Here is a 23,231-nt window from a genome sequence, read left to right as displayed (position 1 = left end):
TTCTTCCAGATGCTGCGCCTTTCACTGTTACACTTGGTAAAACCACGTTTCCTACACCAGCACAAGCTGTTCCTGAACCGTACCCCCCTCTACTTGAGGTTACAGCAAGCTCTGTACCAGTAATATCTACAGTGTTAGAAGATGTATCACACAACGTTATCGTCGTGCCACATGATAAATCTGCAACGGTTGCGCCCCCTTTGCCACTTAACGTGAACTGCCCTGCTGTACCCACACCAGAACCACTTAGCGAACCATTATAAGAAATTGTTCCATCTGTTCCAACAGATGCTGTGCCTGGTAATGCCACAAAATCTAAATTGGAAAAATCTATATTCTGTGCCTTTGTAATAGACACTGAAGGTGGGGCCCATAATTTGCCTGATATCAAAGAACATACTATAGATAAAGCTACTGTTCGTTTTATAGAAATATTCATGGTACCACCACCTCTACCGTAAAGGGCGCTCCACATGTTATATTCGTGCCATACCCACCATCCAAGGCTGTAGCAGCAGGTACAGTTAGCACTCCCCCATAAAACAAAGACCTTTGGTTCAATGTGCCATTTAATGTAATACTTCCAATAGCATTTCCAACACCATTACAAGCCGTTCCAGTACCATATACACCACGACCATTACCTGTAGAAACTTCAATACCTGTCACAGCTAAACTGTTGCTTGAAGCATCACACAAAGTGGCTCCTGTTGAGCAGCTCACTTCAGCTGTTGTCGCGCCATTAAGCGGATTTGCACGCGCTTGCCCTGCCACTCCAACACCGTCGCCAGTCACATCACCTGTATAAGTCACACTGCCATCAGTTCCTAAGCTCAATGTCCCGCCAGCAAGACCACCAGCCTCCGCTGCACCAAAATCCATATTCACCTGGTTAGAAAGGGTCACGTTCGGCGGAAGCGCGAAGGCTTGTAATGCGCTAGTAAAAAAGATAGTGTAAAGAAGTATTTTTTTCATAGTTCATAGGATGAAGGGTTTTACGTAAACGTGTCAACAGCTAACCTTGCCACATCTCCTTTTGCTAAAATTTTATTATGCACACTTATGGGTGCACTCTGTTATTTCTGCTTTGCGCCTGTGTACTTATGGTTCCTCCTACCAGTTTTCTTTGGGACTCTCATGTCACTTTGCAAACAACAAAAAATATGGCTTGGATTCTTATATGGTTATGCGTTTGGCTATGCATATTATGTGACTCATTTCTATTGGATTAAAATCACAGTTCAATACTTCAATGAAGATGCCTTTGCCTTTATTTCATTGTTCCCCTCTTTGTATTTAGGGCTTTATGCTGGCCTTGCTGGGGCTGCCTTTTCTGTTATCAGCAAATATAGCAAACCTCTTCTTCTTCCCTTCTTGTTTGCCCTCTGTTGGACGATAGGAGAAGTACTACTCACAACGGTATCATATGGCCTGCCATGGAACCTGATTGGCTATACAGCAACGTTCTCTCTCACCCTCATGCAAGCTGCAAGTCTTGGTTCTATCTTCCTGCTAAGCTTTCTTGTGATACTGGTAAGCTGCTGCACATTTTCTATTTACAAAAACAGAAGCTTTATTCCCATTACAGCTATGATCCTCATAGCTTGGGTAGGCCTTGGTACATATAGACTCCAAAGCACCACAACTGAGTACGCTGAAAACGCACCAACCGTACGCATCGTACAAACAGGTATTACCCTTAATGATAGAGACGCTCACACACCTCTTGCTTTCATTAAAAAGAACAAGGGCCTCATGCGCGCAGAAGGCCTTGAGGACATACACCTTGTCATTTGGCCAGAATGGGGAACGCCGACATACCTAAAAGAAGATAAAGTGATTGAGCGCTTTATTACAGAACCCTTAAGTGAAGAACAATACCTCATTACAGGTACAAGCGACCGCAATGAGAAAATAGACTACAACGCCCTCGCTCTTGTGCAAAAAGATCAAGAGATACAGATGTATCATAAGAACATCCTTGTACCCTTTTCAGAGTTTGTGCCATTCCAAAAGTGGTTACCTGAGTTTGCAACCACAGTAAAAGACAAACTCAATAAAAGTTTTGCCCACGGTGAAACCCCACCTCTTATGCACACATCTAAGCTCTCTTTCACACCACTCATCTGCTTTGAAGCTGTTTACCCGCTCTTTGTAAGCAAGCATGCAAAACACAGTGATGTGCTTATTCAAATCAGTAATGATTACTGGCTGGATCAAAGCTATGCAGAAGCTCAACTCTTTGCTATGTCACGTGTAAGAACCATTGAAACAGGCCTGCCCCTTATTCGATCTGCCAATACAGGCACAAGTGCCATAATTGATGCTTACGGGCGTCTCATCTATGAAAGTGAGAAACGCTTTCCTGATGTATTTGATGAAAAACTTCCCTCAAAAACAAAGACACCCACAATGTGGATGTCTTTGTTTGGGTTTTATAAGTAACTAAATATAGTTCACTTCAATACTCACGGGTTCCCCTTCACCTTGTTCAGAGGAATAGAAACTACGCATCAAATAATCTTTGACCTGTACCCTCGCACCCAAAAGGATTGTGTCGTGCTTTTGCTTCCCTGTCAGAACATGTTGGATTCCACCTTTGCGAGACTGCTCAGCACAAGAAAATCCTGTACCGTAACGATCCGCTTGGTCTTCACCAGCAACCATTTCTACGCCAGTTACAGATAGCTTTTGTTTTCCGTTACTCAATGCAGCTGTTTCACCACAAGAGATTTGAACAGATTCTCCCTTCAAGCCAGAAACGCGGAACTCGCCGCGTTGGCCTTCAATATTTGAAGGGTTCTTTGTTCCAAGAAAAACAATGCGACCATCAGTGCCAATTGCAAAATCACCAGCTGGGATATGCACGAGGCGCGCAAGAAGGACTTGGCTGCCAGCATCCAAGATGCCTGCACCTGCAACAAAGCTCGCTACCACACCAATTGTCGTATTGGCGCCAACACCTGACTCTGCTTTAATCTGCAGAAGTGGTGTCGATACAAACAGTGCACTTAAAGCAACTGTGTACTGAGCAATGAACTTCGTACTTCTTCTTTTTTTATGGGTCAGCATTTTCAGCCTCCTTTTAGCCTTCTCTTTACTTAAGAAAGCGGCGGGGACGAGCATTGCGCGCCCCCAATCCACTTCAAGTCAGAAAAGGAGAGACTTTTTACTGGTAGTTCACATCAACCTGGATGTCGTCACCACCTGTTGCTGACGAGTATGTTCCGGCACCGAAACCACCAGATGCTGAAGCACCATCGATTTGGCCACCGAAGTAAAGAACATCAGCACCACCACCAAGTAGTGTGTAACCACCACCAGCAATAGGAGTACCGATACCAGCACAAGCTGTACCTGTACCAAAGGCACCAGGTGTTGTCGCAACTTCAATGTTAATCACGTTGATGGATTCACCACCACCGTCACCCATTGTCGCAGTCGTATCACATTCAATATCAACAACAGCACCAACACTACCTGCAGTAATTTCTACTTCACCAGCAGCTGGTGTCGCTGAAATACCAACAGAGAATACACCGTTGTATGCGATTGAACCGTCTGTTCCAAGCTGTACGTTATCACCAGCAACCGTTGGGGCTGCGCTAAACGCTACACTTGAAAAGTCCATATCAACTTCGTTACCTAGCGTTACCGCCGCTACGAAAGTTGCAAGGGCGTCAATGTTTGTTGTCGCCGCGTATGCACCACCAGCAATCGAAACTGCTGCAGCTGATGCAAGAAGGATTTTTTTCATAGTCATTTTATTTCTCCTTTTCTTACGAATAATTAGCTTATTCACAAGACATTTTCTTTTTGTTTTGCCGAAAGGCGATAACCAATCTGCAAAACCCAAACCAACTTTTTATATAGACTGGTCCTAAATTCAGTATATTTTGTCTGACAGAGTAAGAAAAAAACTTCTCAAACCATTGCTGGCTTTAAGCTTTATTCCTATTGTCCCCCTGTTACTTACAAAGCACATTTTTTACGAAAAACAACCCAAAATTGCATACTTTTCTTGACATTCTTGTGTAAAGAGAGTGCGTATACAACTGGAACATTTAAAAACGAACCATAAAAAACAATGTGTCATATTGAAACATTTTTTCAAAAAATAAGATCTATAAGCGCCCCATAAAAAACACTTCTTAGCCTGTCAGAATTAGTTACTTTTTAAACTAAGGTGCATATATAGCGCACTATTCGCCATGATCTCCGTCCCTTACAGACTGTTTTTCCTTCGTTCTCTAGAGGAGTTGGCCCATAACTTGTATTCTAAAATTAAGCGGCAACGTGCCCTTACTACGTAAAAACAACAATAAACAGCGTAAGAGAAGCCCCATTAAACGAGCCTGTACGCCATATATTGTCCTGATTCTTGCTCTTTTTGTGACCGTGTCACAAAAGGAGTCTTTTGCGCAGGCTGCAAGAGACGCACAAGCACAGATCTTCCGTCTGTTCTGGCCAACGGTTATTGATAAGTCTATTGAAGAGGTGGCTATTAACGGGCTACCTGCAGAATTACAAGCCTCAGCTCGAGATGAATTAGATGAGCTTCTTGGTACTCCTGTTGATCCAATGATGATTAGTAAAGTTTCAGATACCATTAAAGCTTATCTAGAAAAACAAGGGTTAAACCCTGCACAGGTTTCATATGACCTACCTGTTGATATTCCAGCAAATGGCAGGCTCAACATTACATTTAAATCTTTCCAAAAGCCTGCAGGTGTTGTGTTTATTAGCGGCACACCAGAAATGGTGGCTGAGAAGCCTGTAAAACCTGCCAAGCCTGTTATTAAGCAGGTCGCTATCTCAACAACTGAGTTCCCTGAAGAACTCAGCAAAGATGTAAAGCTTCGCCTTGAAGGTGCCCCCCTTACTGTGAAATCTATGACAGACTCCCTACAGTTTATTGCGGACTACTACCACAAAAAGGGTATCAAGCAACCTAAGCTCAAATTCAATATGAATGAAATCAGTTCAGGTATTTTGACCCTGCATGTTGAAGATGCCCCAACGCTCAAAGACATTGAAACGGCGACACAGCTGGCAAGTAAACGCCCTGTACGCCCAAGCAAACCTAAAAAGACAGTAAGGCCTGCAGAGGAAAGGCTCAGAGGTATCATCCTCAAAGACGCACCTACACAAGAGCAACCAGATATCCTTGTCACGCAGAAAGTTAAACCTAGGCCTCAACCGCAACCTTCCATACCTAAAGAAGATATTGAGCAAAACATTATTGAAGGCCTCTCAGAAACGCTCACAAGCAGAGAAGTTCCGATTGAGCAAGCAAGTGAAACAGAGGTTCTTACAGACCTTGAGCCAGTCCCAACACCGGGTGTAGAAACACCCGATGAAATTGCCCTTTCTGAAGAAGAAGCAGAACCAATCCCTGAAGGATCTGAAATTACCGTTCTTACCTCCCTTGGTGGTGACCCAATCGAACCTCAGCCTTTTGATGAGCAAGATTTCCTTTTCCTAGAAGGTTTGATTGGTGAGGTTGTTGTTGCAGAAATTATTGAAGCCTACTATGTAGACGGCAAACTGTTCATTCCACTTTCTGTGCTTGCAGAGTCTTTACAGTTCAGGCTGCAGGTTGACCCAGGTACAGGCCGTGCTGAAGGTTGGTTTAGTAAACAGGAAAACTCGCTATCTTTGCGTGTTCAACCAACACCTAAGCTTACTATCCGTGGGAAAGATGTTCCTCTAGATGCGTCAGATGTGCGCGCTGATGGTATGGATATTTTTGTGGCCTCACAGGCCCTTGCAGATTGGTTTGATATTGGCCTAGAGCTTAACCTTGCAGATCTGATGCTGCATATTGAACCCAACGAAGAGATTCCTCTGCAGGCGAAGATGTCACGCCGTAGCCTCTGGCAGAAGTATAAAAAATCTTCTATTAATTCTCAGCAGAATCAAAATATCAGCATTACAGAAGTGCCATATAAAGCCTTTGGTAAACCTGCCATCCGCCTTACAAACAGCAACACATTTACGCAGGATGCCTCAGGTAATCGCGCTGCGAATAACAACTTAAGTATTCAGACACAAGGTGACATCGCGTTCATGTCTGGACGTACCAATATTAATGTTGATCGAAACTCTGGGGAACGCCCTAAAATTAGAGATCTAAATGTTGTGCTTGAGCGCAAAACACTTGAGCCAAAACTTTTAGGGCCCCTTAAAGCGACCGAGTTTGAGATTGGTGATATTAACCTTGAATCTCTTCCACTTGTGCCAGGCAATAAAACGGGTCGCGGTATTAACGTGACGAACGAACCTGCAGGATATGTACGTGATCCTGAAAACTTTGAAATTACAGGTGACGGGCCTGTTGGGTGGGACGTAGAAGTGTACCAAGGTGACCGCCTGCTTGATTTCCAAGTGATTGGATCAGACGGTAAGTATAGTTTTGATGCCCTTCCTCTTGGAACAGGTTTAAACTTATTTAAGACTGTTCTCTATGGTCCAAATGGTGAAAAACAAGAGAAGTTTGATAAATACTTCCTTGGCCAAGGGCTCTTAAAGCAAGATCAGTTTGTGTATAACATGGGTTACTTGCAGTCCACAGATGCCTTTATTCCTGTAGACGAGAACCGCACCCAAAACCCTGATGAAAATATTCTCTCTGCCCGTGCTGAGTATGGTCTCAGAAAGAACCTCTCTCTTCTTGGGGGCGTGTACCATGGTGTGTCTAGCGGAAGAGACATTGATGCCATCAGCATGGGTCTACGAGGCACAGCTGGTAACCTTTACTTCCAAAGTGACACAGCTCAAACAAACGAAGGCCAAGCTTACAGCGTTCTTGGTAGGTACGCCCTTGCACGTACATCATCATTGAGTGCGGGTTACTCTAGATTTAGAGGCTTCCCGAAAGAGCTTCGTAGCGAAACAGATAATACATTTGTCCGTTACGATACACAGCTTACAGGTCTTCTTGATTCATCCGTTCGCTTTAGCCTTGAAGGTCGTGAACAAAAGTTCCTTGAAAGTGCATCTGAGAAGTCACTCATAAACCGTCTCTCATCTCGCGTATTTGGTATGGCTATGAGTAATGACCTGACTTATACATCCGTTGATAACGCTTCTCCTGAAGAACTCAGCGGCACATTAACTGCCAGAGGACGCCTAAAAGATTATGACATCCGCGCCCGTGGTAACTACACACTCAAAGATGAGCGCAAGCTTGAGAGCATCTCAGTTGATACCCAACGTAAAATTAGCAAAGACTTAACTGTAGATGCAGGCCTAGAGCGTGACTTTACAGGTCGTACAGAGAACAGATATACAGCAGGCCTTAACTGGAAGCTTCCGCAATTTGAAGTGGGTGTAACCGCTGAACATGGCAGTGGCGGTGATAGCCGCGTGCTTGCCCGTGTCGCAACAACTCTTGCACCAACACGCAATGGATATAAAAAGACATCTAACTCTTCTAGCTTCAGTGAAGGTTCTCTTTGGGTGAAATCGTTCCTTGATAAGAATGAAAACAACATCCAAGACGAGGGTGAAGAAAATCTTGAAGGTGTAACAATCCGTAGTAGACTCAGAGGGTCTAAAGCTACAACAGATGAAACAGGTATGGCAACGGTAGGCCGTATCGCAACCTTTATTCCAAACAAAGTTGAGGTTCTCACCAACACTCTTCCAGATATTTACATGCAGCCTTCTATTCCAAACATGCATGTTCTTGGTCGACCTGGTGTAATTGGCCCAATTGAGTTCCCAATTCAACAACTTGGTGAAATTAACGGAACAATGTCTCTGATGCAGAATGGTGAGCTTGCACTCCTCAGTGAGCAACCTCTCCTTCTCTTTGATGAAGAAGACAATCCTGTTACACACACGTACACAGCGTACGATGGTTTTTACTTCTTCCCATCACTCCCGATGGGCACATATAAGGTTGTGATTCCAACTGACACATTGGCTCAGTATGGTGTTGAACATATTGAACCGCTCTCAATTACACTGACACCTGATAATACAGTTGTGAATGATTTAGATGTGGTTCTCCAAGAATCTGTACAGACATTTGAATAAGACGCTAAGCGCAGCATTTCTATACCGCTGGTAAGTTTTATTTAAGAACAGAAAATTCCCTTTGCGAAGATCAGTACTAAAGCTCAGTTTGAGATGAGAAAACCCCTCTTACGAAATGCAGTGTACTAAAATGTACATAAATGCCGTAAGAGGGGTTTAATCGCTCAAAGAAGCTTTAGGAAGCCCAGAACTTTTTAGCTTGGTCCCAGAATGTATTCTGCTCTGGGTTCTGCTTATCCTTACTTTCGCCTTTAAACTCACCTAGAAGCTCTTTCTGACGTTTTGTAAGTTTGCGTGGCACTTCCACGTTCACTTTCACAAACATGTCACCACGACGGCTACCGTTAAGCTCTGGCATACCTTTGCCACGCATACGGAAGACTTGGCCAGACTGCGTTCCTTCAGGCAGGCTCATTTTCGCTTTACCACCATCCACTGATGGCACTTCAAGCTCGCCACCAAGGGCTGCATCAACAAAGCTCACTGGAATGTCCATAGAGAGGTCTAAGCCTTCACGCTTAAAGAGCTTATGCGGCTTAAGAGAGATAAAGATGTAAAGGTCACCTGGACGACCGCCCTGCATGCCTGCTTCACCTTCACCACTCAAACGAATGCGTGTACCTTCATCAACACCTGCTGGAATGTTCACACTCAGCGTACGCTCTTTACGCACACGGCCTTTACCGCCACAGCTTGTGCAAGGGTCTGGAATAATCTTTCCTGTACCGCCACACGTATGACAAGAACGCACAACGCTGAAGAAACCTTGTTGAACGCGCACTTCACCAGCACCGCCACAAGTATGACATGTTTTAACATCTGTACCCTTCTTAGCACCTGTGCCATCGCACGTATCACAAGCTGCTTGCGTTGGAATCTTCACATTGGCTTTTTTACCTTTAAAGGCATCTTCAAGGTCAACAGCAAGGTTATAGCGCAGGTCATTCCCGCGTGTATCTGCTTGCTGCGTACGACGACCACCGCCGCCAAACACGTCACCAAACAGGTCTTCAAACATATCACCAAAATCACCAAAACCAGCGCCGCCGCCAAAGCCACCTGCACCAGGCCCGCCAGCGCCACCGCCACCCATTTGGCTAAAGGCATCATGGCCCATGCGGTCATAAGCTGATTTCTTTTGAGGATCTTTTAGAATGTCATAAGCTTCATTGATCGTTTTGAACTTCTTCTCAGCAGCTTCATCACCCTGGTTTCGGTCTGGGTGGTATTTCATAGCAAGCTTACGGTACGCCTTTTTGATTTCAGCATCCGAAGCGCCTTTAGCAAGGCCAAGTTCTTGGTAATAATCAGCCATTATCGTCTAGATGTCCTGTAGTTTGGGCCATGGCCGTATCGCCAGTTCCCTGAAGGAAGTGGCGGGTTCGGCTTAGCCGTAATAATTCTATATTTAATGCCAGAAGCACCTTTGCAGTTAATACAAGGTGTCACCTGACCGCCCTTACCAAAAGAAGAAACATGAGAGCCACGCTTGTAAAAGCTCAAGCCTCGAATACCACCAGACCTGTAACCCGATGTACTTCGTGCTGATGAACTACTATAACCTAAAGCGTTACTCACATTACCTGAGTCATACGCATGAGCAGAACCTGCCACCAAGACTGCTAACCCCATTGCTATCATGTATTTCATCATTTCTCTCCTTTCACGGCTGAGGGGCCCATATAGGCCCCCTCACCATTTCGAACGCTTCTAATTAAGCAGACTTTTCTTTGCCGTCAGCGTCGTCAACGTCTTCAAATTCTGCGTCAACCACACCGTCATCCTCTGCTTTAGCTTCTGTTTCTGCGCCTTCAGCACCACCTTCAGCTTGTTGTTGCTCATAGATCGCCTGACCCATTTGCATTGCTGAATTCATAAGAGCTTCTTTCTTCTCTTTCAAGGCCTCAGTGTCAACATTTTCATCTTCAAGAAGATCTTTCAGTTCTTTGATCTTCGCTTCGATGTCTGTTTTCACTTCGTCAGAAACTTTGTCACCGTTCTCGCTCAGTTGCTTCTCAACAGAGTCAACAAGAGATTCAGACTCGTTACGCAGATCTACAGCTTCACGGCGTGCTTTATCAGCATCAGCGTTTTGCTCAGCTTCTTTCACCATGCGCTCGATATCGTCATCGTTTAGACCACCAGATGCTTGGATACGGATAGACTGCTCTTTACCAGTCCCCTTATCTTTTGCAGATACGTGAACGATACCGTTTGCATCAATATCGAATGTGACTTCAATCTGTGGCACACCACGTGGCGCTGATGGGATACCCACAAGATCAAATTGACCCAGTGTTTTGTTATCCGCAGCCATTGGTCGCTCACCCTGGAACACACGAATTGTTACAGCGCTTTGGTTGTCTTCCGCAGTAGAGAACACCTGAGACTTCTTCGTTGGAATTGTTGTGTTACGGTCAATCAGAGCCGTAAACACACCACCAAGCGTCTCAATACCAAGGCTTAGAGGCGTTACATCTAGTAGAAGAACGTCTTTAACGTCACCACGTAGAATACCACCTTGAATCGCTGCACCAGAGGCAACAACTTCATCAGGGTTTACACCTTTGTTTGGCGCCTTACCGAAGAACTTCTCAACTTCTTCCTGTACTTTAGGCATACGTGTCATACCACCTACAAGAAGAACATCGTTGATTTCGCTCTTGTCTAGGCCTGCATCTTTAAGAGCGGCTTTGCAAGGTTCCATTGTGCGTGAAATCAGGTCAGCAACAATTGTTTCAAGCTTCGCACGTGTCAGCTTAATTTGCAGGTGCTTAGGGCCAGACGCATCAGCTGTAATGAACGGTAGGTTCACTTCAATGCTTGTTGAAGAAGACAGTTCTTTCTTCGCTTTTTCAGCTTCGTCTTTAAGACGCTGAAGAGCCATCTTGTCTTTACGCAGGTCTACGCTATCTGTTTTCATAAATTCATCAGCAAGGAAGTCAATGATACGGTTATCAAAGTCTTCACCGCCAAGGAAGGTGTCACCATTTGTTGCTTTTACTTCAACAACGCCGTCACCAATTTCAAGAACAGAGACATCAAATGTACCACCACCAAGGTCGTAAACAATTACGTGTTTCGTGTCATCACCATCTTCAGAAAAACCGTAAGCAAGTGCAGCAGCTGTTGGCTCGTTCACAAGACGCAGAACGTTTAGGCCAGCAATCTTACCAGCATCTTTTGTTGCTTGGCGTTGTGCATCGTTAAAGTATGCAGGCACTGTTACAACCGCATCTGTTACGTCAGAACCAAGGAAGTCTTCAGCTGTTTTCTTCATCTTTTGAAGAATCATTGCTGATACTTCTGATGGAGAGTATTTCTTATCTTCTACTTCCACCCAAGCATCGCCGTTGTCAGCTTTTACGATTTTGTAAGGAACAATTTCCTGATCCTTCTTCACACTCTCGTCGTTAAATGGACGACCGATCAGACGCTTAATTGCGTAAAGTGTACCGTCTGGGTTTGTCACAGCTTGGCGCTTTGCAGACATACCAACAAGACGCTCACCGTCTTTTGTGAAACCAACGATAGATGGTGTTGTGCGTGCACCTTCAGCGTTCTCAATCACTTTAGGTGTGTCGCCGTCCATCACAGCTACACATGAGTTTGTTGTTCCTAGGTCAATACCGATTACTTTGCTCATTTTTCTCTCCTAGTTATAGAATTTTTAAATTAGTGTTTAATTACTTTTTGCGTGTCCCACACCACGTGGACCATGCGCTTGTTGGGGTCAAACATCATGAAGCTTTGTGCTCCCGTTGCTTTTTTTGGCCCTGGCCATACCCCTTTTGAAAACTCCTCATTCTTCTCGGCTTCTTTTACGACACCTGAAAGTTCATCTGGTGTTGGCCTTGGAGCTTCCTTATTTAAAACTTGGTTTTTTCTCACTTACTTCTCCCCTGAACCTGCTTTAGCAACTCCAACCATAGCTGGGCGTAGCAGTCTTTCCCCGATCATGTAACCTTTTAAAACTTCCTGTACAACCGTGCCTTCTTCATGTTCATCCGTTGGCACTTCAAACATCGCTTGGTGTTGGTCTGGGTTAAATTTCTCACCCACAGTCTTCACTGCCTTAACCTCAAACTTTTCCATCGCTTTATCCATCTGATGCGCAACCATAGCCACACCTTCTTTCAATGTTTTAATTTCAGGTGTTTCTTCTGTCTTGTTCATTTCATCAAGGGCGCGAAGGAAGTTATCCTGAACACCAAGCATTTCACGTGCAAAGCTAGATACCGCAAACTGGCGTGCATCTGTCACTTCTTTTTGCGTACGCTTCTTCAGGTTTTCCATTTCAGCTGCAAGACGGTAGGCTTTATCCTTCCACTCAGCAAGCTCAGTTTCAGCTGTGTTTTCAGCTCCTTCTACTGCCGCTTCAGCTTCTGTTTCCATAGCTACGTCTTGTTCAAAGTTTTCAGCTTTTTGCTCTGTCATTTTACTAAACCTTAATCCCTCTTAAATCTTACTTTGCCGCTAGGCGTCTTTCATTTATCACACGTGAAAGCATTTTGCCCGTATAATCGACAACTTGAATGGTTTTTTTATAGTCCATACGCACAGGTCCAATTACCCCAAGCGTCCCCATAATTGATTTATCGTCACTTCCGTATGTTGTTGTGACCATAGAAAACTCTTCTGCGCTATCAATTGGGCAATCTTTACCAATAAATAATTGAACGCCTTCACCCTTCTGAACTTCGTTCATCAGAGCCATCAACATGCGCTTTTCTTCAAAGGCGCTAAATACGTTTTTCAGTTGATCGCGTACAAGCTCAGGGTACTGGAATAGGTTTTGACTACCTGCAACCACAAGCGCACTATCTGTATCAGGCGCCTGTCCCCATGTTTCAGCTGCACCCATCATGCTGTTCATCAACTGATCCACACGGTTCTTCTGCTCCATAAGGCCTTCCATCATCTCAACACGCGCATCAGCAAGCGTCATGCCATCAATATGCTCTTTAAGGCGAAGGGCTGCCTGATTGAGTGTATCTTCATCAATATTATCTGGCACATGTATCATGCGATTTTCAATTGAACCATTGTGACCAACAAGAACAGCTAAAACTTGATCATTTTGTAAACGCACAAATTCCATTTGCTTAAGCTCTTCACGCTCTAAACGTGGTGCAACCACAACACTAGCGCAAGAGGTCAGACTTGAAAGAAGCCCTGACATGTTATCCATAATCTCTTTTACTTCACGGTCCTCCGCAAAGTATTCAGAAATTTGCTTTTCAATATCTTTATCAATGGCATTTGCTTGCACAAGGCCCTGCGCATAGAAACGAAACGCATCATCTGTTGGTACACGCCCAGCAGAAGTATGAGGACTCTTCAAATAACCCTTTGCCTCAAGCTCAGCCATCACATTACGAATCGTCGCAGATGAGATTTTTTGTGGCAGATTTTCAGCAATAGCTTTAGACCCAACAGGCGTACCTGTTTGGGTGTAAATATCAACAATTTCCCCCAGAATATCCTGAGAGCGCTCGTTCAATTGATTTAATTCCTTAACCATGGAAGGGATATTAGCACTCTTTATATGAGTTTGCCAAGATGTTTTTAGCACTCTTTTTTAAGGACTGCTAAAACAGTATCTTAAGAGGCTGAACTGCCCGCTTTGATTTGCTGCCAAAGAGAGTCTTTAAATTTTTCTACAAACTCATCATGGGCTTTTTGCTCCGCCTCTGGCACAGCAAACGTACGAAGTTCCTGAAATGAAGCTTTAAGGATTTCCTTATTCGCGAAATCAATCACCTCTTCCTCATCAGAACCTTCATCTTCAAATGTAAGGCCCGTTTGAAGACCACCCGTTAGGTGAACGTACACTTCCGCAAGAAGCTCACTATCGAGAAGGGCTCCGTGAAATGTACGGCCAGAGTTATCAACATCCAAACGTTTACACAAAGCATCCAAGTTCACACGCGCACCAGGGAACTTCTTACGTGCCATTGGAATGGTATCAATCACTTCATTTGAAAGTGCTGGGTAACCAATATCCTGATACTGGAAGTTCATAAAGTTCATATCGAAAGGTGCATTATGGGCAACAAGTGCCGCGTCACCAATAAACTCTAGAAAGTCATCTGCGATTTCTTTAAACGTTGGCTCATCCTTAACACGCTCATTGGTAATCCCGTGGACACGAATCGCACCAGCATCAATTTCACGTTCAGGATTAATATACTGGTGATAGGTTCTGCCAGACGGCACACGACCAATAAGCTCAATCGCACCAATTTCCACCATACGGTGGCCGTCCTGCGGGCTCATTCCAGTTGTTTCCGTATCGAAGATAATCTCTCTCATTGCAAAATGGCCTTAATCAAATAGACGTTTTTTAATTTTACGGTGTGCCACCCAGAAGGCAAACAGTGTAAGCGCAACAAGGTACAAACCATTAAGCGCCATTTCCACCCAATCAATTGGAAGGCCTGTTGTGAGCGGGCGAATCATATTAATAAACGGTGTCATTGGCAGAAAGAAACTAAACCACTGCAACCACTCAGGGAAGCGGTCCACACTAAAGAACACGCCACAGAACATAAACATTGGTGACACCCAAAACGTAAAGAAATAGCTAAACGAATCATACCAACGCGCATAGGCTGTCGCCACCAAACCACATGTCATAAAGCAGGCACTTGCCAAAAGACAGATAGGTAGTAGAAGCCAAACTTGAGCAAAATCGATCACACCGCCCACAGCGAGACCGACAATAAATACACATGCTCCCGCAAACACACCCTTAAGTGCGCCCCAAAGAATCTCAGCCATAAGAAGCTGATTCAAACGCACAGGCGTTGCCAGAATCGCATCCCATGTTTTAAGGAACTGAAAACGGCTAAACGCACCAATTGTTGCCTCAAAAGAGGCTGTAAACATCGTTGCATAAGCAATCATTCCCGGCACAACAAAGGCAATGTATGGCACATCACCCATTTCATCAATCACCGCGCCAAGGCCATAACCAAATGCAAACAGGAACAAAATCGGGTTACCAAGGTTATTGGCAAGCGTTGTCCACTTTGTACTGTAATTGACAAGGAAGTTACGACGCAGAAGCGTCTTTGCTACCAACATAAAGTCTCGCATTATGCACCCTCCCTTAATGAACGGCCTGTAAGACGCAAGAAGACATCCTCTAGGTTTGCCGGACGGTAAAAGACACCCGGATGGTTTTTAATTTGCGCCACATACGGCTCAATTTTATCCACATAAAGAAGAACAGCATCACCAATATCTTCTTGGTCAGCGTCATACGTTTTAAATGTACTTAGCTCTGCTTTTGGCACTTCAACCACATGCGTACTCACATGCTTTTTAATCAGGTTCTTTGGCGTGTCATCATCAAGCACTTTACCTTCATCAATAATAATGATGCGGTCACACAAACGCTGTGCTTCATCCATGTAGTGCGTTGTAAGCAGCAGTGTTTTACCCTGAGATTTCAGCGATAGAATTTGTTTCCAAATGAGAACACGCACTTGAGGGTCAAGGCCTGTTGTTGGCTCATCCAAGTAAACAATTTCAGGGTTAGAAATCAGAGCGCGCGCAATGACCAAACGACGCTTCATACCACCAGACAATTGGTTTACACGAGCATGCGATTTATCTGAGAGTTGCATAAATTTAAGAAGTTGCGGTACGCGCTTATTCAACTCTTCCCACTCTACACCATAAAAGCGACCGTAAATTTCTAAGTTTTCAGTTACAGAAACATCCGTATCCAAATTATCCATTTGTGGCACAAGGCCAATACGAGACTTCTCTTCACGGTTTAAGTCTTCAGGCTTTTTACCCAGCACAGATAGTTCACCACCAGAAACACCAGACAGCCCCATAAGCATACGCATCGTGGTTGTTTTACCTGCACCGTTTGGCCCAAGCAACCCAACACATGTACCCGACTCAATTTCAAAGTCGATACCGCGCACAGCTTTAAAATCACCGAATGATTTTTGCAGGCCCTTTGCTGAGATAATTGTTTCTGCCATAAAGCTCCTTAAGCTACCTTAACCATTGCACTTGAAAACAGATCACGTGTATCTAGCCAGCTATTTACTTTTACAACTGTGTTCCCCGTTTCTTTTTCAAGTTCAACAGCAAATGGAAAGTCATTTCCGCCTTCATAAATTTTATCACCAAAGAATGTAATAGGGCCTTGGTATTCTTTACGTAGCACGTTTAAGATCTGGCCTTTATCATTCCCCTCTTCAGAAATATCGATAGAAATCTGGCCACCGATTGTAATTGAAAGCTCTGGGAACGCACGGCGCAATTCATCTGCAATATGTGTACGTTCTTGTGCTATATCTTCAAATTCTACATAAGCTGCACGCTCTTCTGGGTTGGCGTTCTTACCAACCGTTGAAAAACACACCATTGTTGTGCGGTCTTGAATGTGATCTCCCGTACGTACTTCATACTTACTCGCTTCAAGCTGGCTTTCCAGCATAGATTTCAAACCTTCAGGCCATGTAAATGTGCGCTGGTATTTCATTTCACCATTCACCCACATTTCACCACCCATAACAGGAAAAAGCGCATAAGCGCCCTCTAAAAGATCAGCAGGAATTTGCGTTTTCATCTTCTTCAAATCACTTCCAGATGCAAATACGTATGGGTTATCGCCCACATACTCTTTAAAAAGAGCCGCCATTTCATCTGTCATTGTAAAGCTAGACTGAACAAGCGTGTTGTCCACATCAAATACGTACATCATTACATGTCCCTTTCATCAGGCGCGCGTCCAAGAATTGGAATGCGCACTGTTTGTGCTGGTGCATTTTTAAACTCAAGTGTCACAGGCACTTCTGCACCAATTGTTAAGGCGTCTTTTACACCTTGAAGCATAATATGTAAACCATTCTCATTCATGCTCACAAAAGAATTCGTTGGAATTTTCACCTCAGAAACAGGCTCAAGCATACGGCGCCCAAATGCGCCAAGCTCTGTTCTTTGAAGGCTTGCTTCTCTCCCCGCAGGAATAGACGCCCCAACAAGCGTTAAATCTTTATCACCCATATTAAGGAGATCCATTGAAACCACACCGCTCAAACCATGTTCTGATGGCTTCAACCATGCAGCACGTACATCAATTTCTGCAAATGCAGGTACCGATACAAACAAAGAAAGAGCAAGAATTAAACGCATCCGCAACCCTCCCCACATCCTTGCACACGTGGCAACTTGTGCTCTTTAAGGTTTGCCAGATACGTATCCATCATCGCAACATTGTTTTCTGCCATCTCATGCAGAAAATCCCATGTGTAAATCCCAGTATCATGACCGTCGTCAAACACGAGTTTCACCGCATATTGACCAACAGGCAAAACATTCAAAATTTTCACGTTCTTCTTCCCGTAAACAAGGCGCTTTTGGCCAACGCCATGGCCACGCACTTCTGCAGATGGACTTTCCACCCGTAAAAGCTCAGAAGGGAGAGCAACCTCTCCCATACCATCAAAACCGACCCTCAATGTTTTCTTATCAGCTGTCACTGTCAAACTTGTTGGTGCCATCATTACTTTTTCCCTTTTTGCCAAGGTTCAGATTCTTCAATCAACATAACAGGCACGCCATCCCTTATAGGATAAGCGCAACCTGCTGAAGGACTTATAAGACGATTGTTTTTTGAGTCATATTGAAGCCTACCTCCTGTTTGCGGACAAACAAGGAGCTCAAGAAGCTTCCCGTCGACACCGTGAACCTTCCGAGAGGAAGACTTAACCGGCATACCCGCTCTCTTTTTTCTCTTGGCGGCGTTTTGCCTCAATGCAAAGTGTCGCAATCGGACGCGCCATCAAACGACCAATACCAATTGGATCACCCGTTTCTTCGCAGTAGCCAAATTCACCATCCTCAATACGCTCAAGCGCTTCATCAATCTTGTTGATGAGCTTACGCTCACGATCACGTGTACGTAGTTCAAGGGTTTGCTCGTATTCAAGAGAAGCTTGGTCGTTAAGATCAGACTCAATCGTGCTGTTATTTTGAAGCTCTTTCATTGTCTCTTCAGACTCTTTCAAAAGCTCTTCACGCCACTTTAGGAGCATATCTCTAAAAAATGCCGACTGACGAGCACCCATGTACTCCTCGTCTTCAGTTGGCGTGTAACCTTCTGGGTATTCTTTTTCAGTTGCTTTTGCTGCGGCTTCAGCCATGTGTTTCCCTTTCTTAAAGTTCGGGCTTCTTATTATTAGTGGCGCTATTTTAGCGCAACTCTTTACCTTAGGCGAGTATAAAGAGTGATTTTACTTTGAGAACCTATCTGCAATAATATCTGTTGCATTTACAATAGCTTGGCTAAAGTGCGGCGCCCCCGTGCTATGAGATGCCGCTTGAACTTCTACTAACGTGCCCCCATGCCAAGCCTTTGAAACATCAAAAGCAGCCTTTGGTGGGCAGCACATGTCAAAGCGACCCTGAACCACAAAACCTTGTACATTTTTCAGCTTATCCATATCACGCAGAATTTGGCCTTCTTCAATAAAGAAGTCGTTCTGATCATAATGCGCAAACAAACGGTTCATTGTCACACCCGCAAGCACATCTTCCTCTTCCATCATTTCAGGATCAAAGTCACTAGCTTCCATGTTCATACCACAAAGGTGCCATTTACTAAACGCATTACTCACCTCAACCTGACGGGCCTGCCCCCCATTTAAGAGACCATCAATGACAGCCTGCCTTGTGCACCCTTCACCACCCTTTAGTACAACAGATCGAAATTCTTCATACTCCGCAGGGTAAATATAGTTTTGCCCTTCGCCGTTCATCCATTTGCTTGAAAACTTATCTGCTAAAAAGACAGCAGAAATCACAAGAGAATCGCTCACACTTGTATATGTTTGCGCATAAAGGAGCGCAAGTGTACTGCCCCAACTACTGCCATATACATGCCACTTATCAAAGCCAAGATGTTCACGAAGCTTTTCTGCATCAGCAAGCAGACGATCTGTTGAGTTATTCTCCAACTCACCAGATGGCAAGCTCTCCCCACAGCCACGCTGATCAAACTGAATAACATGATACTTTTCAGGATTAAAAATTTGCGCATGCTTAGGCTTGCTCTGACTACCAGGGCCACCATGGAACACAATAACAGGAAGACCATCTTTATTGCCTGACTGGGTGTAATAGATTTTATGCCCCTCACCTACATCTAAATACCCAACCTTAAATGGTTCAGAAAGTGGGTATAGTCCTGTCGCAAAGTCTCTCATCATTTTTCTTCTCCTTAAGCTGCGGCTAGCAGGATAGCACAGGACACAAAAAACTTGAGTAAAAGAATCTGATTCGGCATATTGAAACCGTGCGCGCCCTTAGCTCAGCTGGATAGAGCGTAGGCTTCCGGTGCCTGAGGTCATGGGTTCGACTCCCTTAGGGCGCACCACCAATAATGAGGAATAAAGATATGGCTGAACCAATTAAAGCAACAAATAAAGACGTAACTGAAGTAACAACAAAAAAAGTTCACTGTGACGGTCCTGAATTTAGCAAGCACCCTCGTGTTTACCTCAACATGGGTGACGAAAACACTGTTGTCTGCCCTTACTGCAGTCACGTATTCAAACTTAAAAAGTAGATCTTAAAAAGAATTTCCAGATAGTACTGATAAAATAAACTTATCCGCATCTTTAAGCGGGTAAGTTTGTGTACCTAAACGACGACCATTCAAAAAGTACGCATTCGGGCGGCGCACTTTCACAGCTTCAGCCAAATGAATATCCTTTTGCAAATCACGAATCATTAGACTCATACGCTCAGACATCATCACGCGCTGTGCTGCAAGGTCCAGCCCAGCCTCTTCAAGGTACTTGACGTAATCCCCAGGAAGAAGATCACCTTTATGGTTTAGAATCATAGGGAAGAAGCGCTGAAACACGCCACCATTCCATGCCATTTGCATAAAGATTCCCCCTCGAAACTCATCTGTTTCTTGAGGTAAGAATTTCAATACAAACCTTGAGGCATCACGATAAATATCAACTTGTTCCATAAACTGCTTTAAACGCAACCTACAATCCAAACAATCCACATCTGTGAAAATGACAATTTGTGCAGCACTTCCGCCACGGCCTACAAGTGGGTTAAAACTCTCAACAGTGAGATTGACACGTTCCGTCAAATAACGTGGTTCAACAGCTGCAGAAACCGCTGCAGGATCATACTCTTTCATAGAGTGCTCAACATCAGGTGTTACACCCAATTTCTGCTGGGCAAGCATGGCCTGCTCTTTATTTTTACGCACAGTAATAGGATGTGTTTCCACCATACGATCAAACCCTAAAGGCCCAATCTCAGGTGTTGGAACATTCCAGCCTGGGTTCAGCATTGTTGCGATCTGCATGGCAGCCATCACAACAAGCAAAACACCCGCAAGTAAAAACAAAGGAAAGGAAGGTCTCATAGAACCTTCCTTTCCTTAAATGTATGCTGGAGCAATTTATATATCACTATACTTTTCTAGCATCTCATCTAACATTGATTTAAATGAGTCAATTGGCTGCGCCCCTGAAACACCTACACCATTAATCAGGAAGAATGGTGTTCCACTACCGCCGTGTTTGTGGGCCAGCGCAGAAGAATAATCGATACGCTGTTTAATTTAATCAGACTCACGATCTTTTTTTAAATTTTCAATATAAAGGCCTACAGCTTCAGCAGCTTCTATGTAAAGCTCTTCCCCTAGACGGCTCTGGCCATCCCAAATCTTGCTATTGTATTCCCAGAACTTACCTTGCAGATGTGCTGCACTTACTGCAAGCGCTGCATTGTAAGATTCTTCACTCAAAATCGGGAATGCTTTGTATGTAAATAGAACACGGTCTTTGTACTCCGCACGAAGCTCTTTTAGAGTATCTTGAACACGACGGCAGTACCCACAACGGTAATCACCAAACTCAATCATCACAACTTTGGCATCTTTAGGGCCAATTGAAGGGTCAACAGCTGCAGCTTTATGTGCATCCTCTAGACCTTTTTTCATTGTGTAACGTTGGAGCGTATTTGCAAGTAGCTCTGGGTTATTTTTAATAAAGTTTTCAATTGCTGCATCCATATCTGTTTCAGCATGCGCAGACGTAACAGGTGCACCTTGTGTTAGTGCATAAGCACCAAGACCACCAACAATCGCTGCGCTCCAAAGCCAAGCTTTCATAGAATCACTCTTTCTTGTTATTTAATAATTCGTATAATATTGTGCATATGCTTACATACCCCTGCAAAAAATTCAATGGATAAAGCGAATGAACACACAACCCTTAAACGTTCCTACACTGACTTCTGGCCACGCAACAGCCGAGGCAACAAAAGCATTCGCAGATACCACATGGCAAAACCACACACAAACTAGCCCTGATGCTTGGCGCATTCTGGATGGACACACTATTAGTAAAATCACATTTGGCACTCTTGGGTTTCATAAAAACACATCTCCTGAAAAAACAATTCTTCAAGCCATCACCTCTGGCTGCAACACCTTTGATTGCTCTCTCAACTTTTCTGAAAAAGCTGATCTTAAAGCCTTTGGAAATGCGTTTTCAAAATGCATAAAAGACGGACAAGCTCAACGCGACCAGTGTGTTGTTCTCAGTAAAATTCAAATGGCTCCTCTTGAAACCTTTCAAGCTTTCTATACGGAGCACCTCCAAGCCTTGAACATTGAAAAGACAGATTACGTTCTCATTCAAGAGCCTGAACTTCTTATTTTGCAAGGCCTCTCACAAGAGGACACACAAAACATTGCCCTTACTCTTTTTGAATGGCTAGAGACACTCGTGATCAAAGGGGACATTCAAGGGTACGGCCTTTCAAGCCAAACCTTTGGCGCTCCTACAGATATGCAGGCGCATACATGCCTTGCTACATATGCAGAGCTTGCCCGCACAGCAGCACAAAACGCATGGGGGCGCAAAAAGCGCAGTAGCTTTAAACTTATCTCGGCGCCATTTAACTTGCTTGAAACAGAACTCCTCACAGAAAAAAGCACCTGGGAATTTGATAAAACAGGCGAAAAGAAAGAGTGCTCAACACTCGATCTTGCCTCTCGCATGAACATTGGCGTTATTAGCCAACGCCCTCTAAACGTTTTACACCCACACCTCGGCGCAATTCGCCTCGTTGAGTTTCCAGAGAGCACAACTGAAACACCTGAACACATTTCAAACCTAGCAAATCAAATGCAAGGTCTTGCACACTACGCTCAAATTAAAGAGCACCTTGCAGGTCACCTCTCAGAAGAAGAGCAAACCTCTCTAGAGCGCACACTTCAAAACATCAACAACCAAAAAACAAAACCTCTGCAAGCTCACCTGAACAGTTTTGACGCAGAAACAACCTTCCATATTGCTTGTATTAATGCGCTTTGCAGCACCCCTGGTATCACAAGTGTTGCACATAGCTTTAACACCCCCTCTTACACTCACGACATTGCAAACCTCATGCAAAGCGCTGACATGCACTATATCCATGAAATCTTCACCCCTTTAAAAGAGACTAAATAGCCCCTATTTCACCCTGTGGATAAATCTAATTATTTTTATCATTAGACCTTGACGCTCACGCCAAAAACACCTATTTTCAGTGCTTACCAGCGTTCACAACATGTGGATAACTGGAAACACCTCACTCAAAAGGGCTACATTTGTACCCCCGGGTCACTGAAAGACCACAGACTCAAGTGATGGTACCGAGCCTTAAACACGCTCAAATGATATGAACCAACCTAAATAAAGGATGACACAAGATGGCAAACAGCCCACAGGCGCGTAAACGTATCCGCCAAACTGAAAAACGTACTGAACGCAACAAAATGCTTCGTAGCCGCATGCGCTCTGAAGTGAAAAGATTTGAAAAACTTCTAGACTCAGGCTCTGCTAAGAAAGAAGAAGTTGGCCAAGGCTTCACTAAGGTTATGTCTGAGCTTCACAAATCTGTAAGCAACGGCATCCTTAAAAAGAACACAGCGAGCCGTAAGATCTCTCGTCTTGCTGCACGTGTTCGCACAATGAATGCTGGCAAATAACTTTTAGTTATTGCAAACGCCCTAGGGGGTGGCGTAATACCCCCTACCTTTTACCTAGACGCTCTCTAGACAAAAAAACGAGTATTTTTTGTTTAGAGTAAAGAATTTTATTTTGAAGAGCGCTGAGTACCGCACCGTACTTGAGCGATAA

The 23,231-nt window shown here is 44.2% G+C and carries 26 protein-coding genes and 1 tRNA gene; 6 read left to right on the top strand and 21 right to left on the bottom strand.

Going from position 1 to position 23,231, the window contains the following annotated elements; genetic code table 11:
• On the bottom strand, positions 1 to 310 hold a 310-nt coding region (locus VX730_04200; protein MEC9291584.1), incomplete at its 3' end, for a hypothetical protein.
• Between the two features lie 125 nt (positions 311 to 435).
• Positions 436 to 882 carry a hypothetical protein gene (locus VX730_04195; GenBank protein MEC9291583.1) on the bottom strand — a complete coding sequence of 149 codons (447 nt, stop codon included), beginning with the start codon at positions 880 to 882 and terminating at the stop codon, positions 436 to 438.
• Between the two features lie 180 nt (positions 883 to 1,062).
• Between VX730_04195 and lnt the strand changes: the two genes are divergently transcribed.
• Entirely contained in the window at positions 1,063 to 2,445 is a 1,383-nt protein-coding gene (gene lnt / locus VX730_04190) for an apolipoprotein N-acyltransferase (GenBank protein ID MEC9291582.1), read from the top strand.
• Here the strand turns inward: lnt and VX730_04185 are convergent, their stop codons facing one another.
• Positions 2,446 to 3,072, bottom strand: coding sequence for a hypothetical protein (locus VX730_04185; GenBank protein ID MEC9291581.1), 627 nt, complete (start codon positions 3,070 to 3,072; stop codon positions 2,446 to 2,448).
• 97 nt (positions 3,073 to 3,169) lie between these two features.
• Positions 3,170 to 3,763, bottom strand: a complete 594-nt coding sequence (locus VX730_04180; protein ID MEC9291580.1) for a hypothetical protein — start codon at positions 3,761 to 3,763, stop codon at positions 3,170 to 3,172.
• A 629-nt stretch (positions 3,764 to 4,392) separates the two neighbouring features.
• Here VX730_04180 and VX730_04175 point away from each other — a divergent pair.
• Complete coding sequence (locus tag VX730_04175) at positions 4,393 to 8,043, top strand: hypothetical protein (protein MEC9291579.1); 3,651 nt, start codon at positions 4,393 to 4,395, stop codon at positions 8,041 to 8,043.
• 175 nt (positions 8,044 to 8,218) lie between these two features.
• On the opposite strand, the gene dnaJ is transcribed toward VX730_04175, so the two are convergent.
• The 15 genes from dnaJ to pip all read right to left on the bottom strand — a co-directional run bounded on the left by dnaJ (position 8,219) and on the right by pip (position 19,280).
• Positions 8,219 to 9,358 (bottom strand): molecular chaperone DnaJ, encoded by a 1,140-nt coding sequence (gene dnaJ, locus VX730_04170; protein ID MEC9291578.1) that lies wholly within the window; start codon positions 9,356 to 9,358, stop codon positions 8,219 to 8,221.
• The gene (locus VX730_04165) at positions 9,358 to 9,693 is read right to left on the bottom strand and encodes a hypothetical protein (protein MEC9291577.1); all 336 of its coding nucleotides are present in this window, start codon (positions 9,691 to 9,693) and stop codon (positions 9,358 to 9,360) included. Before VX730_04165 ends, dnaJ begins: the two co-directional genes overlap by 1 nt.
• A 64-nt stretch (positions 9,694 to 9,757) precedes the next feature.
• Positions 9,758 to 11,689, bottom strand: coding sequence for a molecular chaperone DnaK (gene dnaK / locus VX730_04160; protein MEC9291576.1), 1,932 nt, complete (start codon positions 11,687 to 11,689; stop codon positions 9,758 to 9,760).
• 29 nt (positions 11,690 to 11,718) lie between these two features.
• A complete protein-coding gene (locus VX730_04155) occupies positions 11,719 to 11,934 on the bottom strand; it encodes a hypothetical protein (GenBank protein ID MEC9291575.1) in 216 nt (71 codons plus the stop codon).
• On the bottom strand, positions 11,935 to 12,480 hold the full coding sequence (gene grpE / locus VX730_04150) for a nucleotide exchange factor GrpE (protein MEC9291574.1): 546 nt from the start codon (positions 12,478 to 12,480) through the stop codon (positions 11,935 to 11,937).
• Positions 12,481 to 12,508: 28 nt separating this feature from the next.
• Positions 12,509 to 13,567, bottom strand: a complete 1,059-nt coding sequence (gene hrcA / locus VX730_04145; GenBank protein ID MEC9291573.1) for a heat-inducible transcriptional repressor HrcA — start codon at positions 13,565 to 13,567, stop codon at positions 12,509 to 12,511.
• An 80-nt stretch (positions 13,568 to 13,647) separates the two neighbouring features.
• Positions 13,648 to 14,358 (bottom strand): DNA polymerase III subunit epsilon, encoded by a 711-nt coding sequence (gene dnaQ, locus VX730_04140; protein MEC9291572.1) that lies wholly within the window; start codon positions 14,356 to 14,358, stop codon positions 13,648 to 13,650.
• Between the two features lie 12 nt (positions 14,359 to 14,370).
• Positions 14,371 to 15,144: an ABC transporter permease gene (locus VX730_04135; GenBank protein MEC9291571.1), complete on the bottom strand. Its 774-nt coding sequence runs from the start codon at positions 15,142 to 15,144 to the stop codon at positions 14,371 to 14,373.
• Positions 15,144 to 16,046, bottom strand: coding sequence for an ATP-binding cassette domain-containing protein (locus tag VX730_04130; protein ID MEC9291570.1), 903 nt, complete (start codon positions 16,044 to 16,046; stop codon positions 15,144 to 15,146). The genes VX730_04135 and VX730_04130 overlap by 1 nt, the downstream gene beginning before the upstream one ends.
• A gap of 8 nt (positions 16,047 to 16,054) precedes the next feature.
• Positions 16,055 to 16,774, bottom strand: a complete 720-nt coding sequence (locus VX730_04125) for an HAD-IIB family hydrolase (GenBank protein MEC9291569.1) — start codon at positions 16,772 to 16,774, stop codon at positions 16,055 to 16,057.
• Positions 16,774 to 17,205 carry a copper chaperone PCu(A)C gene (locus VX730_04120; protein ID MEC9291568.1) on the bottom strand — a complete coding sequence of 144 codons (432 nt, stop codon included), beginning with the start codon at positions 17,203 to 17,205 and terminating at the stop codon, positions 16,774 to 16,776. The genes VX730_04125 and VX730_04120 overlap by 1 nt, the downstream gene beginning before the upstream one ends.
• On the bottom strand, positions 17,196 to 17,576 hold the full coding sequence (locus VX730_04115; protein MEC9291567.1) for a DUF971 domain-containing protein: 381 nt from the start codon (positions 17,574 to 17,576) through the stop codon (positions 17,196 to 17,198). The genes VX730_04120 and VX730_04115 overlap by 10 nt, the downstream gene beginning before the upstream one ends.
• Positions 17,576 to 17,788: a Trm112 family protein gene (locus tag VX730_04110; GenBank protein MEC9291566.1), complete on the bottom strand. Its 213-nt coding sequence runs from the start codon at positions 17,786 to 17,788 to the stop codon at positions 17,576 to 17,578. Before VX730_04110 ends, VX730_04115 begins: the two co-directional genes overlap by 1 nt.
• Complete coding sequence (gene dksA / locus VX730_04105) at positions 17,778 to 18,215, bottom strand: RNA polymerase-binding protein DksA (protein ID MEC9291565.1); 438 nt, start codon at positions 18,213 to 18,215, stop codon at positions 17,778 to 17,780. Before dksA ends, VX730_04110 begins: the two co-directional genes overlap by 11 nt.
• Before the next feature lie 90 nt (positions 18,216 to 18,305).
• Entirely contained in the window at positions 18,306 to 19,280 is a 975-nt protein-coding gene (pip, locus tag VX730_04100) for a prolyl aminopeptidase (GenBank protein MEC9291564.1), read from the bottom strand.
• 90 nt (positions 19,281 to 19,370) lie between these two features.
• Between pip and VX730_04095 the strand changes: the two genes are divergently transcribed.
• Positions 19,371 to 19,447, top strand: a tRNA-Arg gene (locus tag VX730_04095).
• A 21-nt stretch (positions 19,448 to 19,468) separates the two neighbouring features.
• On the top strand, positions 19,469 to 19,639 hold the full coding sequence (locus tag VX730_04090; protein MEC9291563.1) for a zinc-finger domain-containing protein: 171 nt from the start codon (positions 19,469 to 19,471) through the stop codon (positions 19,637 to 19,639).
• A 3-nt stretch (positions 19,640 to 19,642) separates the two neighbouring features.
• On the opposite strand, the gene VX730_04085 is transcribed toward VX730_04090, so the two are convergent.
• Positions 19,643 to 20,464: a hypothetical protein gene (locus VX730_04085; GenBank protein ID MEC9291562.1), complete on the bottom strand. Its 822-nt coding sequence runs from the start codon at positions 20,462 to 20,464 to the stop codon at positions 19,643 to 19,645.
• A 198-nt stretch (positions 20,465 to 20,662) separates the two neighbouring features.
• Complete coding sequence (locus VX730_04080; GenBank protein MEC9291561.1) at positions 20,663 to 21,214, bottom strand: thioredoxin domain-containing protein; 552 nt, start codon at positions 21,212 to 21,214, stop codon at positions 20,663 to 20,665.
• Between the two features lie 88 nt (positions 21,215 to 21,302).
• Here VX730_04080 and VX730_04075 point away from each other — a divergent pair, with 88 nt between their 5' ends.
• Both VX730_04075 and rpsT read left to right on the top strand, forming a co-directional pair.
• On the top strand, positions 21,303 to 22,559 hold the full coding sequence (locus tag VX730_04075; protein MEC9291560.1) for an aldo/keto reductase: 1,257 nt from the start codon (positions 21,303 to 21,305) through the stop codon (positions 22,557 to 22,559).
• Between the two features lie 242 nt (positions 22,560 to 22,801).
• Complete coding sequence (gene rpsT / locus VX730_04070) at positions 22,802 to 23,080, top strand: 30S ribosomal protein S20 (GenBank protein ID MEC9291559.1); 279 nt, start codon at positions 22,802 to 22,804, stop codon at positions 23,078 to 23,080.
• The last annotated feature ends 151 nt before the right edge of the window (positions 23,081 to 23,231 follow it).

The organism is Pseudomonadota bacterium, from assembly GCA_036141575.1.
Classification (GTDB): Bacteria; Pseudomonadota; Alphaproteobacteria; order UBA2136; family JAPKEQ01; genus JAPKEQ01.
The sequence above is the reverse complement of the archived record's forward strand: the minus strand, read 5'-3'. Positions and strand labels throughout refer to the sequence as shown.

Coding starts and splice junctions, on each gene's coding strand:
- VX730_04195 (MEC9291583.1), bottom strand. CDS start 882: ATGGATTTTGGTGCAGCGGAGGCTGGTGGTCTTGCTGGCGGGACATTG.
- lnt (MEC9291582.1), top strand. CDS start 1,063: ATGGGTGCACTCTGTTATTTCTGCTTTGCGCCTGTGTACTTATGGTTC.
- VX730_04185 (MEC9291581.1), bottom strand. CDS start 3,072: ATGCTGACCCATAAAAAAAGAAGAAGTACGAAGTTCATTGCTCAGTAC.
- VX730_04180 (MEC9291580.1), bottom strand. CDS start 3,763: ATGACTATGAAAAAAATCCTTCTTGCATCAGCTGCAGCAGTTTCGATT.
- dnaJ (MEC9291578.1), bottom strand. CDS start 9,358: ATGGCTGATTATTACCAAGAACTTGGCCTTGCTAAAGGCGCTTCGGAT.
- VX730_04165 (MEC9291577.1), bottom strand. CDS start 9,693: ATGAAATACATGATAGCAATGGGGTTAGCAGTCTTGGTGGCAGGTTCT.
- dnaK (MEC9291576.1), bottom strand. CDS start 11,689: ATGAGCAAAGTAATCGGTATTGACCTAGGAACAACAAACTCATGTGTA.
- grpE (MEC9291574.1), bottom strand. CDS start 12,480: ATGACAGAGCAAAAAGCTGAAAACTTTGAACAAGACGTAGCTATGGAA.
- hrcA (MEC9291573.1), bottom strand. CDS start 13,567: ATGGTTAAGGAATTAAATCAATTGAACGAGCGCTCTCAGGATATTCTG.
- dnaQ (MEC9291572.1), bottom strand. CDS start 14,358: ATGAGAGAGATTATCTTCGATACGGAAACAACTGGAATGAGCCCGCAG.
- VX730_04135 (MEC9291571.1), bottom strand. CDS start 15,144: ATGCGAGACTTTATGTTGGTAGCAAAGACGCTTCTGCGTCGTAACTTC.
- VX730_04130 (MEC9291570.1), bottom strand. CDS start 16,046: ATGGCAGAAACAATTATCTCAGCAAAGGGCCTGCAAAAATCATTCGGT.
- VX730_04125 (MEC9291569.1), bottom strand. CDS start 16,774: ATGATGTACGTATTTGATGTGGACAACACGCTTGTTCAGTCTAGCTTT.
- VX730_04120 (MEC9291568.1), bottom strand. CDS start 17,205: ATGCGTTTAATTCTTGCTCTTTCTTTGTTTGTATCGGTACCTGCATTT.
- VX730_04115 (MEC9291567.1), bottom strand. CDS start 17,576: ATGATGGCACCAACAAGTTTGACAGTGACAGCTGATAAGAAAACATTG.
- VX730_04110 (MEC9291566.1), bottom strand. CDS start 17,788: ATGCCGGTTAAGTCTTCCTCTCGGAAGGTTCACGGTGTCGACGGGAAG.
- dksA (MEC9291565.1), bottom strand. CDS start 18,215: ATGGCTGAAGCCGCAGCAAAAGCAACTGAAAAAGAATACCCAGAAGGT.
- pip (MEC9291564.1), bottom strand. CDS start 19,280: ATGATGAGAGACTTTGCGACAGGACTATACCCACTTTCTGAACCATTT.
- VX730_04090 (MEC9291563.1), top strand. CDS start 19,469: ATGGCTGAACCAATTAAAGCAACAAATAAAGACGTAACTGAAGTAACA.
- VX730_04085 (MEC9291562.1), bottom strand. CDS start 20,464: ATGAGACCTTCCTTTCCTTTGTTTTTACTTGCGGGTGTTTTGCTTGTT.
- VX730_04080 (MEC9291561.1), bottom strand. CDS start 21,214: ATGAAAGCTTGGCTTTGGAGCGCAGCGATTGTTGGTGGTCTTGGTGCT.
- VX730_04075 (MEC9291560.1), top strand. CDS start 21,303: ATGAACACACAACCCTTAAACGTTCCTACACTGACTTCTGGCCACGCA.
- rpsT (MEC9291559.1), top strand. CDS start 22,802: ATGGCAAACAGCCCACAGGCGCGTAAACGTATCCGCCAAACTGAAAAA.